The organism is Variovorax sp. SG517 (genome assembly GCF_013376045.1).
GTDB lineage: Bacteria > Pseudomonadota > Gammaproteobacteria > Burkholderiales > Burkholderiaceae_C > Variovorax.
Genome location: NZ_JABMJG010000004.1, coordinates 453,302 through 465,466, shown reverse-complemented (window position 1 = coordinate 465,466; position 12,165 = coordinate 453,302). Strand labels below are relative to the sequence as shown.

The following is a 12,165-nucleotide window of genomic DNA, read 5'->3' as shown; positions in this document are numbered from 1 at the left end:
TCCCAGGCTTTCCGCGCGCGCGTTGCGGAAAACACTCACCGGAACGGCGTTCCGGGTCTTTCGGTCCGGCGGCTGGAGGCTCGCTAGAGGCCGCTAGAGGCCGCTAGAGGCCGGCCAGGGACACCAGCGCGGCCAGCGCCGCCGTTTCGGCGCGCAGCACGCGCGTGCCCAGGGTGACGGGAGCGAAGCCGCGCGCGATGGCCTGCTGCTCCTCGGCGGCGCTCAGTCCGCCCTCGGGGCCGCTCAGCACGGTCGTGCCCTGCCCGTCCGTGGTCATGCCGGCGAGGCTTCGCGTGCCCTCGGCGAGGCTCAGCACGAGGCGCGCGGCCGGGGCGCCGGGGCCGCCCTGCGCTTCGAGCCAGGCGGAAAAGGACTGCACCGGATGGATCGCCGGTACGCGGTTGCGTCCGCACTGTTCGCAGGCCGCGACCGCGATGGCTTCCCAGTGCGCCCGCTTCTTCTCGGCGCGCTCGCCCGCCAGGCGCAGCACGCCGTGGGCCGTGGCCAGCGGCTGGATGCTCGCCACGCCGAGCTCGGTGGCTTTCTCGACCAGCCAGTCCATGCGCTCGTTCGCCGGCATGCCGACCGCGAGGTGCACGGCACGCGGCGCCTCGCGCTCCACGGCGAGGTGCGCGCCGACCGTCACCGAGACGTCGCTGCGGCCCATGCGCTCGACCGTGGCCGCGTACTCGCCGCCCGTGCCGTCGAACAGCGTGAGCGCGTCGCCGGGCTGCATCCGCAGCACCTGCACATGGCGGGCGGCACCGGACGGCAGCGCGAGGCTGGCGCCGGCGCTCAGGGGCACGGAGCAGTGAAAGCGCGGCATGCTACGGAATCGATAGCTGCGAACGACCGTTGCGCGGGCGTCACAGCGTGGTGCTTTTTCAGTTTTCCTTCAGACACGGCCGTAGGCGAAGCCCGTGATGGCCGAATTGCCCTCGACCTCGTCGATCGCGCGCGAGAGCGGGGTCAGCTCGGTGTAGCGGCTGGCGGTGGCGCGGATGTAGGCAATGAAGCGCGGCGTGTCGGCCAGGTACCTGGGCTTGCCGTCGCGCAGCGTGAGGCGCGCGAAGATGCCGGCCACCTTCAGGTGGCGCTGCAGGCCCATCCATTCGACCGCGCGGTAGAAGGCGCCGAAGTCCTCGTCGACCGGCAGTCCCGCCTTGCGCGCCGCCTGCCAGTAGCGCACGGTCACGTCGAGCACGAACTCCTCGTCCCAGCTCAGGAAGGCATCGCGCATCAGGCTGGCGATGTCGTAGGTGATGGGGCCGTAGACGGCGTCCTGGAAGTCGAGCACGCCCAGGCCCGCCGCGTTCCCTGTCATCAGATTGCGCGGCATGAAGTCGCGGTGCACGTAGACGCTAGGCGATGCGAGGTTGTTCTCGACGATCAGCTTGAAGCTGCGGTCGAGCCGCTCTTTCAGCTTGCCTTCGACGGCGATGCCGCGGTGGCGGCCGATGTACCACTCGGGGAAGAGGGACAGTTCGCGCTCCAGCAGCGCCCGGTCGTAGGGCGGCAGCACGCCGGGCTTCGAGGACAGCTGCCAGCGGATCAGCGCGTCGATGGCCTGGTCGTAGAGCGGGCGGGCGGCGCGCGGGTCGGCCGGATCGATCACGTCCAGCATGGTCTGACGGCCCAGGTCGTCGAGCAGGAGGAAGCCGTTGGGCCTGTCCCATTCGAGCACCGTGGGAGCGAGCACGCCGGCGGCGGCCATCAGCTGCGCCACCTGGACGAAGGGGGCGCTGTTTTCCTTGTCGGGCGGGGCGTCCATCACGATGCGCGTGGGCGCGGCCGGGTCGGTGGTGTCGAGGCGGAAGTAGCGCCGGAAGCTCGCGTCGGCGGAGGCCAGGCGCACGGTCTCGGGCAGCAGCCGGTGGGCGGGTGCGACGGCCGCCAGCCAGGCCCTGAACACCTCGGCTCGCTGCGGATCGGTCCAGGAAATGGGTTCGGCGAGGCTTGGGGCCAATGCGGCCGGGGGCGGGGGTGCTGTCATGGATAATCGATTCTACAAATCCGCCTGGCGCGGCAATCCCCCTTGGCCGGCCCCCGGCCGATGCGGATCGCCGCCGGCCCCTGCAACCCGCCGGCCTGCCGCGCCGTCCCCGACGACCTTTCGTTCCGAACCGATGCCTACGACCCAAAGCCCCCACGCTTGGCACCTTGTGCGCTCGCTGCTCTCCATGGGAGAGTCGCCGGCTTCCCTCGGAATGGCCGGGCGGGAGGCCTGATGAGCCGACGTCGTGTCGTCCCGCGGCGCTCCGGCCCGCCGCCGCTGCCGCTGGCAGTCCTGTCGCTGGCGCTGATGCACGCGCACGGCGCGTCCGCGCAGCCGGCCGGCAACCTCGAAGGGCCGCTCACGCTGAAGCGCACGCCGCTGCTGACCGAGACCCTGACGCCCGCCGACCGCAGCCAGATGCCCAGCCTGGTCACCGGCGACCGCATCTCCGGCCGGCCCGACCTCGAGACCGTGGTCGAGGGCAACGCCACGCTGCGCCGCGGCGCGGTGTCCATCACCGCCGACCGGCTCGAGTACTACCAGCCCGACGACCGCGCCAAGGCCACCGGCAACGTGCGGGTCAACCAGGCCGGCAACATCTATGAAGGCCCCGAGCTGCAGCTCAAGCTCGAGACCTTCGAGGGCTTCTTCAACAACGTGCGCTACAAGTTCCTCGCGAACGAGGCGCACGGCGAGGCCAAGCGCATCGACTTCGTCGACGCCAACGTGTCGATCGCCCGCGAAGCCACCTACACCACCTGCCGCCGCGAGGACTTCCCCGGCTGGATGCCCGCCTGGCTGCTGACCGCGGCCTCGATCACCACCGACACCGAGGAGAACGAGGGCGTGGCGAAGAACGCGCGCCTGAGCTTCATGGGTATCACGACGCCGCCCATTCCGAGCGTAAGCTTCCCGCTGTCGAACGACCGCAAGAGCGGCCTGCTGCCGCCGACCGTCGGCATCGACAACACCAACGGCATCGAGATCGCGCAGCCGTACTACTGGAACATCGCGCCGAACCGCGACGCCACGTTCACGCCGACGATCATGAGCAAGCGCGGCATCAATTTCAGCAACGAGTTCCGCTACCTCGAGAAGGAATACAAGGGAACCGTCCGCTTCGACTTGATGGGCAGCGACCGCCTCGTGGGCGACCGCTACAACGAACTGCGCGCCAGCCAGCTCCAGCAGCTGATCAACGGGCAGATCACAGCCAGCAGCCTGACCCCCGCGCCCAAGAACACCCGGCGCTGGGGCCTGTGGCTCAACCACCACCAGGATTTCGACGCCAAGGCGCTGGGCCTCGATTCGCTGTCGGCCAACATCAACATCAACCGGGTGAGCGACGACGACTACTGGCGCGACTTCACCCGCACGCCCTCGCTCGCGCAGCGCCAGCTGCCCAACGACGCGTCGCTCAACTGGAGCAAGGGCGACTGGAGCGGCATGGTCCGGGCGCTGAAGTACCAGAACCTGCAGTACAACCTGTCGCCGATCGTGCCCGCGTACGACCGGATGCCGCAGATCACGGCCAACTACAACAAGTACGACTGGCACGGCTTCGACGTCGCGCTGAACCTGGACTACACGCGCTTCCGCGTGAACAGGCTCTCGTCGACGCAGCTCGGCTACGACTTCAACCAGCAGTCGCAGCCCGACGGCGACCGCGCGATGGCGGTAGCGACGATCAGCCGGCCCTTCATCACGCCGAGCACGTACGTCATTCCCAAGCTGATCCTGAACGCGGCCTCGTACAACTACTACCTGCCGCAGTCCGACATTCCGAAGCTCACGCTCAACGGCGTGCAGTACGTCAACGGACAGGTCTACAACCCGAACTCGCTGTACTTCTTCCCGACGTCCAGCAACCGGACGGTGCCGACCTTCAGCCTCGACAGCGGCCTGACCTTCGAGCGCGACGCCAGCTACTTCGGCCGCGCCTTCCGCCAGACGCTGGAGCCGCGCGCGTACTACGTCTACACGCCGTACCGCAACCAGAGCATGCTGCCGAACTACGACTCGGCGGCCAACGACTTCAGCTTCGCGACCATCTACACCGAGAACGCGTTCTCCGGCGGCGACCGCGTCTCCGACACCAACGCGCTCACGCTGGGCGTGACCTCCCGCCTGATCGACCCCGATACCGGCGCCGAGGCCGCGCGCTTCGGCATCGCGCAGCGGCTGCGCTTCAGCGACCAGAAGGTCACGCTGCCCGGCGGCACGCCGGTGACCGACCGCGCGAGCGACCTGCTGCTGGGCGCCACCATCAACTGGACGCCCAAGTGGAGCCTGGACACCCTCGTCCAGTACAACCCCGACACCCGCAAGTCGGAGCGCTCGGCCATCAGCGCGCGCTACAACCCCGAGCCGTACCACAACCTGAGCGCGGCCTTCCGCTACCAGGCGCCCAGCACCCCGACGGCGACCGACGGCAACAAGTCGATCGACGTGGGCTGGCAGTGGCCGCTCAACGACCTGTGGGGCGACAAGGGCAAGAACCTCGGCCCCGGCAAGGGCCAGGGCGGCGGCCGCTGGTATGCCGTCGGCCGGCTCAACTACAGCCTGCAGGACAAGAAGCTCACCGACGGCGTGCTCGGCTTCGAGTACGACGGCTGCTGCTGGATCGGGCGCGTGGTGCTGCAGCGCACCACCACGGGCCTGGTGACGGCGAACACCCGCATCATGTTCCAGCTCGAATTCGTCGGCTTCTCCAGCATCGGCTCGAGCCCCATGCAGACCCTGCGGCAGAACATCCAGCGCTACGAACCCCTGCGCCAACCGGGCGAAGCGCCGAGCCGCTTCACCAACTACGACTGAGACGACTGACTGAGCGACGCCATGAAACACATCCGTTCCATCATCACCCTGGGCTGTCTCGCGGCCATCGCCGCCACCGCGGGTGCGCAGGGCTATCGTCCCGGTACCGGCATCACCGACATCATGCGCGCCGGCCCGCGCCTGGGGCCGCCGGCGGCGCGCCCCTCCGCCGCCGCTCCCGCGGCGCCGCCCGTGCAGCGCTCGGCCGAGTTCATCGTCGCGCTGGTCAACTCGGAGCCGATCACCAACACCGACGTGCAGTCGCGCGTGTCGCGGCTGATCAAGGAGAACCCCGACGCCGAGCGCGTTCCCCGCGGCGAGCTCACGCGGCTCGTGCTGGAACGGCTGATCACCGAGCGCGCGCAGCTGCAGCTCGCCAAGGAAAACGGCATCAAGGTCGACGAAGTGGCCATCGACCAGGCCGAGCAGACCGTGGCGCGCCAGAACGAGATCAGCCTGGTCGAGCTGCGCCGCCGCGTGGCTGCCGAAGGCATCGCGCAGCAGGATTTCCGCAATGACCTGCGCGACCAGCTGCTGCTCACGCGCCTGCGCGACCGCGAGGTCGAGGCGAAGGTCAAGATCAGCGACGCCGAGGCTGACGAATACCTGCGCGACCAGCGCAACACCTCCGTCAAGAACGCGGCGCTCGAGAACCTGAACCTCGCGCAGGTGCTGGTGGCCGTTCCCGAGAACGCCACCGACGCACAGGTGGCCGCCGCGCAGAAGAAGGCGCAGGACATCGCCCAGCGCGCCCGTTCCGGCGAAGACTTCGCCAAGCTGGTGCGCGAGAACTCCGATTCGCCCGACCGCGGCAATGGCGGCGCCATCGGCATGCGCAGCGCCGACCGCTATCCGTCGCTGTTCGTCGAGGCCACGCAGTCGACCGCCGTGAACGGCATCGCCGGGCCGGTGCGCTCCAGCGCTGGCTTCCACGTGCTCAAGGTGCTGGCCAAGGCCCAGATCGGATCGGGCGACGCCACCGTGACCCAGACCCAGGTGCGCCACATCCTGCTGCTCAACGACCCCAAGCGCACCACGGCCCAGGCGGTGGCGCAGCTGGCCGAATTCAAGCGCCGCATCCAGGCCGGCACGGCCGACTTCGCCGGCCTCGCCCGCGACAACTCGCAGGACGGCAGCGCCAAGCAGGGCGGCGACCTCGGCTGGTCGCGCCCGGGCCAGTTCGTGCCCGAGTTCGAGGAAGCCATGGACCGGCTCTCGCCGGGCCAGATCAGCGATCCCGTGGTGTCGCGCTTCGGCGTGCACCTAATCCAGGTGGTGGGCCGCCGCGATTCCAAGCTCAGCCAGTCGGAACAGCGCGAAGCCGCGCGCGCCGCGCTGCGCGAACAGCGCGTGGAAGAGGCCTTCACCACCTGGGTGCAGGAAGTGCGCGCGCGCGCCTACGTCGAATACCGCGACCCACCGCAGTCCTGATGGCACACCCCCAGGCTGCGCGCACTTCGTGTCGCTTCGCCAACCCCCTTGCAGGGGGCAACACCAGCGGCCCGGCAAAGCCGGCTCCGCGGTGTTCCTGGCACGGCATCCCTTTCACGTCGATGGTGGTTTGACGGCATGGCTCAGCACATCGCGAGGAAGCGGTTCGGGCAGCATTTCCTGTCCGACGGCGGGATCATCGATGCGATCGTGCGCGAGATCGCGCCGCAGCCGGGCGACGCCATGGTCGAGATCGGGCCGGGGCTCGCGGCGCTGACGCAGCCGCTGGTGGAGCGGCTGGGCCGCCTCACCGTGATCGAACTCGACCGCGACCTCGCCAAGCGCCTGCGCGGGCATCCGCAGCTCGACGTGGTCGAGTCCGACGTGCTCAAGGTCGATTTCGCCGAACTGGCCGCGAGGTTCCCGGGCAAGCCGCTGCGCGTGGTGGGCAACCTGCCCTACAACATCTCCACGCCCATCCTGTTCCATCTGCTGGGCTGCGCCCATCTGGTCGCCGACCAGCATTTCATGCTGCAGAAGGAAGTGATCGACCGCATGGTGGCGAAGCCCGCCACCTCGGACTACAGCCGCCTGAGCGTGATGCTGCAGTGGCGCTACGAGATGGAGAACGTGCTGTTCGTGCCGCCGGAGAGCTTCGACCCGCCGCCGCGCGTGGACAGCGCGGTGGTGCGGATGGTGCCGCTGGCGGTGCCGCCGGCGGTCGATGCGCAGCTCCTGGGCGAGATCGTGCAGGTGGCTTTCAGCCAGCGCCGCAAGCTGCTGCGCCACACGCTGGGCAAGTGGCTGCAGGACAAGGGCTTCGCCGGCGACTTCGACACCCAGCGGCGGGCCGAGGAAGTGCCGGTGGCCGAATATGTGGCGCTGGCCCAGGCCCTGCCCCAATGAAAAAGCGCGCCGTCGGCGCGCTTTTTGTTTGTCGGCCGGCAAGCTTGCCGGCTTCTTTTCTTCTCGTCAGGCGGCGGCGAGCCAGTAACCTGCGTTGAAGGGGCTGCTCATGCGCAGCGCCAGGGGCGAAACGTCGACCAGTTTGTCGGTCGGCATCTTTTCGCCGGCCGGTTCGGCAGCGGCGGCTGCCGCGGTGTTCACTTCGATGCCATCGAGGGTTTCAACGTTCGGTTGAGCCTCGTTCGCCCGTTCTGCTTGGCTGGTGGATGCAGAACGGGCTACAGAAAAGAATAGAAGCACCGGAACGGGACCTTGCGGTCGCCCCAGTAGTCCGAGGCGTCGCGGAAGATGTCGAGCAGCTGCTCGCGGGCTTCCTTGTCGAACTTGGCGTTGGCCGGAATCTGCTCCAGCACGATGACGAATCCCGGCTGCGGGCCCGATTTATGCAACGGGTCGGTCATGCAGTCGTACAGCGCGTCGAAGTTCTTCCCGAAGTGGGCCGGGAACGTGAACTGCTGGGCGATCAGGTCGAGCACGTCCTGCTTGGTCTGGGCGTTGCCCAGGTTGGCGTACAGGAAGTGCTGGCCGGCCGCGTTGGCTGCGTCCTGCAGGTCGTTCACGCGGAACGCGCGGATCGATTGCACGATGTTCGGGCGTACGGCACGAAGGGATAAGGTCATCTCCGCTGGTCTTTCCATAGTCATCATCATTTCGTCGGGGCGCTTCGAGGCGCCGCTCAGGTCGTTTTCATCGCTCATGGCGCAATCCGTCTGAAGCTCGCGTAGTGGTCTGCGGTGTACCAGCAGGCCTCGGGCGCGGTGCGCTGCTCGCCGCCGCAGACGATCCGCCTTGCACCACGGTTGCGCGAACCGGGCGTCGTCACCGTGTATTCACGGTAGTGGCCGCGGCGTGCCGGCGGCAGAAGACGCTCGCGATTGCCGAACACCGTGCCGTCCTTGTCGTACCTGAAAGGGCCGCCATCGAGGATGGCGCGGTAGGTCTGCTGGCCCTGCGCCGGCAGCTCGGACAGCGCGATCGTTTCCTCGGCGGACGTTTTTCCGGCGCCGAACCATCCGCGGGCCTCGGCCCCCGTCGTCAACGCGACCAGCATCAGACTGGTGAGCGCAAACTTTGTGACAGAGGACGTGATCGAGGCGTAAGCCGCCATGGGGCACCACAAGAAAAGAGCGGGGGGTTCGAATTGGCGATCAACGTCGGGGTTAACCCGCAAATTCAAGCCCGCGAGTGTGCACCACGCTGGCGAAAATAGCAAGCGACTGCCCAAAGTTTGAGCAGTCGCCAGGGTATCGAATGGCTTTTTAAGTTGGCGGCCACTCTCGCCAAATAGCCTATCTTTCCGCGTTTGCGTCGGCGACTGTCAAGGCTGTCATGTTCACGATGCGCCGAACAGTCGCGCTTGCCGTGAGAATATGCACAGGTTTGGCCGCACCGAGCAGGACCGGGCCGATGGCGATGTTGCCGCCCGCCGCCGTCTTGAGCAGGTTGTAGGAAATATTGGCCGCGTCGATGTTGGGAAAAACCAGCAGATTGGCGTCGCCCGCCAGCGCGCTGTGCGGCATGACGACCGCGCGCTGCTTGCTGTCGAGCGCCACGTCGCCGTGCATTTCGCCGTCCACCTCGAGCCAGGGCGCCTGCACGCGCAGCAGGTCGAGCGTGCGGCGCATCTTGATGGCGCTGGGGCCGTTGCTGGTGCCGAAGTTGGAGTGCGACAGCAGCGCAGCCTTCGGCTTCAGGCCGAAGCGCATCATTTCCTCGGCCGCCATGGTGGTGATCTCGGCCAGCTCCTCGGGCGAGGGGTCGTAGTTGACGTGCGTGTCGACCAGGAACACCTGGCGGTCGGGCAGCAGCAGGCCGTTCATGCAGGCGTACACGGGCACGTCCTGCGGGGTGCTTTCGCAGCCGCCGGGGCGCTTGCCGATCACCTGGTCGATGTAGTGCAGGTGGTTGGCGGTGGTGCCCCAGGTGCCGCAGATCAGGCCGTCGACCTCGCCCTTGTGCAGCAGCATCGAGCCGATCAGCGTCAGGCGCCGGCGCATCTCGATCTTGGCGACCTGCACCGTCACGCCCTTGCGCTCGGTCATGCGGTGGTAGGTCTGCCAGAACTCGCGGTAGCGGTGGTCCTGCTCGACGTTGACCACGTCGTAGTCCAGCTCTTCCTTCAGGCGCAGGCCGAATTTCTCGATGCGCTGGGCAATGATGGCCGGCCGGCCGATGAGCGTCGGGCGCGCCACGCCCTCGTCCACCACGATCTGGGCCGCGCGCAGCACGCGCTCTTCCTCGCCTTCCGAGTAGGCCACGCGCTTCTTGCTCGCGCGCCGGGCGGCGTCGAAGATGGGCTTCATCGTGGTGCCCGAGGCGTAGACGAAGCTCTGCAGCTTGTCGCGGTAGGCGTCCATGTCCTTGATGGGGCGCTGGGCCACGCCGCTTTCCTCGGCCGCCTTGGCCACGGCCGGCGCGATCTTCATCATCAGGCGCGGGTCGAAGGGCTTCGGAATCAGGTATTCGGGGCCGAAGCTGAGCTTCTCACCGACGTAGGCGGCGGCCACGCGCTCGCTCTGCTCGGCCTGCGCCAGGTCGGCGATGGCGTGCACCGCGGCGATCTCCATCTCGTCGGTGATCGTCGTCGCGCCGCAGTCCAGCGCGCCGCGGAAGATGTACGGGAAGCACAGGACGTTGTTGACCTGGTTCGGATAGTCGGTGCGGCCGGTGGCCATGATCACGTCGTCGCGCACCGCGTGGGCGTCTTCCGGAGCGATCTCGGGATTGGGGTTGGCCAGCGCGAAGATCACCGGGCGCTTGGCCATCTTGGCCACCATGGCGGGCTTGAGCACGCCGCCCGCGGACAGGCCCAGGAACACGTCGGCACCCTCGATCACCTCGGCGAGCGTGCGCGCGTCGGTCTTCTGCATGAACTGGCGCTTGTCGTCGTCCATCAGCTCGGTGCGGCCTTCGTAGACCACGCCGGCCAGGTCGGTGACGAACACGTTCTCGCGCTTCAGGCCCACCTTGAGCAGCAGGTTCAGGCAGGCCAGCGCCGCGGCGCCCGCGCCGGAGGCGACCAGCTTGACCTCTTCGATCTTCTTGCCGGCCACCTTCAGGCCGTTGACCATGGCAGCCGCCACGGTGATGGCCGTGCCGTGCTGGTCGTCGTGGAAGACCGGGATCTTCATGCGCTTGCGCAGCTCGCGCTCGACGTAGAAGCAGTCCGGCGCCTTGATGTCTTCGAGGTTGACTGCGCCGAAGGTGGGCTCCAGCGAGGCGATGATGTCCACCAGCTTGGCCGGGTCCTTTTCGTCGATCTCGATGTCGAACACGTCGACGCCCGCGAACTTCTTGAACAGGACGCCCTTGCCTTCCATCACCGGCTTGGAGGCCAGCGGGCCGATGTCGCCCAGGCCCAGCACGGCGGTGCCGTTGCTGATGACGGCCACGAGGTTGCCCCGGGAGGTGTACTTGAAGGCGTTGGCCGGATCCTTGACGATCTCCTCGCAGGGAGCCGCCACGCCGGGCGAATAGGCCAGCGACAGGTCGCGCTGGTTGATCATCTGCTTGGTCGCCGCGATGGCGACCTTGCCTGGAACGGGAAACTCGTGGTACTCGAGGGCGGCACGGCGCAGTTCTGCGCGCTTGTCTTCGGGCGTGGGAGTCGATGAGGTCGAGGGGGTCGAATCTGACATGTGCCGTAGCTCCTGGTGGCGCTTCTTCTGGGGGCGCCGATTGTAGACCTCGCGCATGACGCCCTAGGCCGCATGGCCAGGGGTTCCCATGACCAATAGCACGGGTGTTTTCCCGGGCCCGTGTGGCAATATGCGCAGTTCGGACAGAACCTGAAAAAACCTCAAGAGGAGCGACCGACCATGGCCCTGATGGATTTCATCAAGAAGCAGTTCATCGACATCATCCAGTGGACCGAGACCGGCGACGGCACGCTGGCCTGGCGCTTCCCGATGGCGGAGATGGAAATCCAGAACGGCGCTTCGCTCACGGTGCGCGAATCGCAGGTCGCCGTCTTCGTCAACGAGGGCAAGGTGGCCGACGTGTTCGGCCCCGGCATGTACAAGCTCACGACGCAGACGCTGCCCGTGCTCACGTACCTGAAGAACTGGGACAAGCTTTTCGAGTCCCCCTTCAAGAGCGACGTCTACTTCTTCAGCACCCGCCAGCAGGTCGACCAGAAGTGGGGCACGCCCCAGCCGATCACCATCCGCGACAAGGACTTCGGCGCCGTGCGCCTGCGCGCCTTCGGCAACTACTCGTTCCGCATCGGCGACGCCAAGGCCTTCCACACCGAGATCTCCGGCACGCGCGACACCTACACCGTGGCCGATCTCGACGGCCAGCTGCGCGGCCTGGTGCTGCAGAACATCAGCAACGCCATCGCCTCCAGCGGCGTGCCCTTCCTGGACCTCGCGGCCAACCAGATCCAGTTCGCCCAGGCGCTCGCCGCCCAGCTGGTGCCCGAGTTCGAGAAGATCGGCATCAAGCTCGAGAACATCACGGTCCAGAACGTCTCGCTGCCCGAAGAGCTCCAGAAGATCCTCGACCAGAAGATCGGCATGGGCATGGTCGGCAACGACATGGGCAAGTTCATGCAGTACCAGACGGCGCAGGCCATTCCCAAGTTCGCCGAGGGCGCTGCCGGCGGCGGCAGCGGCATCGCGGGCGACGCGATGGGCCTGGGCGCCGGCGTGGCGCTCGGCCAGGTGCTGGCGCAGAACCTCGCGCAGGGCCTGAGCCCCAACGCGGCGGCTGCCGCCGCGGCCCAGCAGCAGCAACCGGCGGTGGCCGTGGTGAGCGCCGCCGACGTGATGACCACGCTGGAAAAACTCGGCGAGCTGAAGACGAAGGGCATCCTCACCCAGGAAGAGTTCGACGCCAAGAAGGCCGAACTGCTGAAAAAACTGGTCTGACGCGGCGCCATGTTCCGCACAGCGCCTGACGCCCCTTCGACGGGCGTCAGAAGCCTCGTTGGCTTGAAAGACTCGTGGCCGCCC

At 67.6% G+C, this 12,165-nt stretch carries 10 protein-coding genes; 4 read left to right on the top strand and 6 right to left on the bottom strand.

Features of this window, described 5'->3' with window-relative positions; genetic code table 11:
- Nucleotides 1-103: 103 nt before the first annotated feature.
- Together FHT32_RS14845 and FHT32_RS14840 are read right to left on the bottom strand one after the other, a co-directional pair.
- Complete coding sequence (locus FHT32_RS14845) at nt 104-826, bottom strand: 16S rRNA (uracil(1498)-N(3))-methyltransferase (RefSeq protein ID WP_176665365.1); 723 nt, start codon at nt 824-826, stop codon at nt 104-106.
- A gap of 69 nt (nt 827-895) precedes the next feature.
- Entirely contained in the window at nt 896-1,993 is a 1,098-nt protein-coding gene (locus FHT32_RS14840) for an aminoglycoside phosphotransferase family protein (protein WP_176665364.1), read from the bottom strand.
- A gap of 234 nt (nt 1,994-2,227) precedes the next feature.
- Between FHT32_RS14840 and FHT32_RS14835 the strand changes: the two genes are divergently transcribed.
- The 3 genes from FHT32_RS14835 (at nt 2,228) to rsmA (ending at nt 7,150) form a co-directional block, all read left to right on the top strand.
- Complete coding sequence (locus FHT32_RS14835) at nt 2,228-4,813, top strand: LPS-assembly protein LptD (protein WP_176665363.1); 2,586 nt, start codon at nt 2,228-2,230, stop codon at nt 4,811-4,813.
- A gap of 21 nt (nt 4,814-4,834) precedes the next feature.
- On the top strand, nt 4,835-6,244 hold the full coding sequence (locus tag FHT32_RS14830) for a peptidylprolyl isomerase (protein WP_176665362.1): 1,410 nt from the start codon (nt 4,835-4,837) through the stop codon (nt 6,242-6,244).
- 138 nt (nt 6,245-6,382) lie between these two features.
- The gene (gene rsmA, locus FHT32_RS14825) at nt 6,383-7,150 is read left to right on the top strand and encodes a 16S rRNA (adenine(1518)-N(6)/adenine(1519)-N(6))-dimethyltransferase RsmA (protein WP_176665361.1); all 768 of its coding nucleotides are present in this window, start codon (nt 6,383-6,385) and stop codon (nt 7,148-7,150) included.
- A gap of 66 nt (nt 7,151-7,216) precedes the next feature.
- Here rsmA and FHT32_RS14820 read toward each other — a convergent pair whose 3' ends face one another.
- The 4 genes from FHT32_RS14820 to FHT32_RS14805 all read right to left on the bottom strand — a co-directional run bounded on the left by FHT32_RS14820 (nt 7,217) and on the right by FHT32_RS14805 (nt 10,848).
- On the bottom strand, nt 7,217-7,450 hold the full coding sequence (locus FHT32_RS14820) for a hypothetical protein (RefSeq protein ID WP_176664992.1): 234 nt from the start codon (nt 7,448-7,450) through the stop codon (nt 7,217-7,219).
- Complete coding sequence (locus tag FHT32_RS14815) at nt 7,429-7,854, bottom strand: barstar family protein (RefSeq protein WP_086011111.1); 426 nt, start codon at nt 7,852-7,854, stop codon at nt 7,429-7,431. Before FHT32_RS14815 ends, FHT32_RS14820 begins: the two co-directional genes overlap by 22 nt.
- Nucleotides 7,855-7,904: 50 nt before the next feature.
- Entirely contained in the window at nt 7,905-8,318 is a 414-nt protein-coding gene (locus FHT32_RS14810) for a ribonuclease domain-containing protein (protein ID WP_176665360.1), read from the bottom strand.
- A 181-nt stretch (nt 8,319-8,499) separates the two neighbouring features.
- Complete coding sequence (locus tag FHT32_RS14805; protein WP_176665359.1) at nt 8,500-10,848, bottom strand: NADP-dependent malic enzyme; 2,349 nt, start codon at nt 10,846-10,848, stop codon at nt 8,500-8,502.
- 180 nt (nt 10,849-11,028) lie between these two features.
- Between FHT32_RS14805 and FHT32_RS14800 the strand changes: the two genes are divergently transcribed.
- Complete coding sequence (locus tag FHT32_RS14800; protein ID WP_176665358.1) at nt 11,029-12,081, top strand: SPFH domain-containing protein; 1,053 nt, start codon at nt 11,029-11,031, stop codon at nt 12,079-12,081.
- Nucleotides 12,082-12,165: the final 84 nt, after the last annotated feature.

Coding starts and splice junctions, on each gene's coding strand:
- FHT32_RS14810 (WP_176665360.1), bottom strand. CDS start 8,318: ATGGCGGCTTACGCCTCGATCACGTCCTCTGTCACAAAGTTTGCGCTC.
- FHT32_RS14845 (WP_176665365.1), bottom strand. CDS start 826: ATGCCGCGCTTTCACTGCTCCGTGCCCCTGAGCGCCGGCGCCAGCCTC.
- FHT32_RS14830 (WP_176665362.1), top strand. CDS start 4,835: ATGAAACACATCCGTTCCATCATCACCCTGGGCTGTCTCGCGGCCATC.
- FHT32_RS14835 (WP_176665363.1), top strand. CDS start 2,228: ATGAGCCGACGTCGTGTCGTCCCGCGGCGCTCCGGCCCGCCGCCGCTG.
- FHT32_RS14805 (WP_176665359.1), bottom strand. CDS start 10,848: ATGTCAGATTCGACCCCCTCGACCTCATCGACTCCCACGCCCGAAGAC.
- FHT32_RS14815 (WP_086011111.1), bottom strand. CDS start 7,854: ATGACTATGGAAAGACCAGCGGAGATGACCTTATCCCTTCGTGCCGTA.
- rsmA (WP_176665361.1), top strand. CDS start 6,383: ATGGCTCAGCACATCGCGAGGAAGCGGTTCGGGCAGCATTTCCTGTCC.
- FHT32_RS14840 (WP_176665364.1), bottom strand. CDS start 1,993: ATGACAGCACCCCCGCCCCCGGCCGCATTGGCCCCAAGCCTCGCCGAA.
- FHT32_RS14800 (WP_176665358.1), top strand. CDS start 11,029: ATGGCCCTGATGGATTTCATCAAGAAGCAGTTCATCGACATCATCCAG.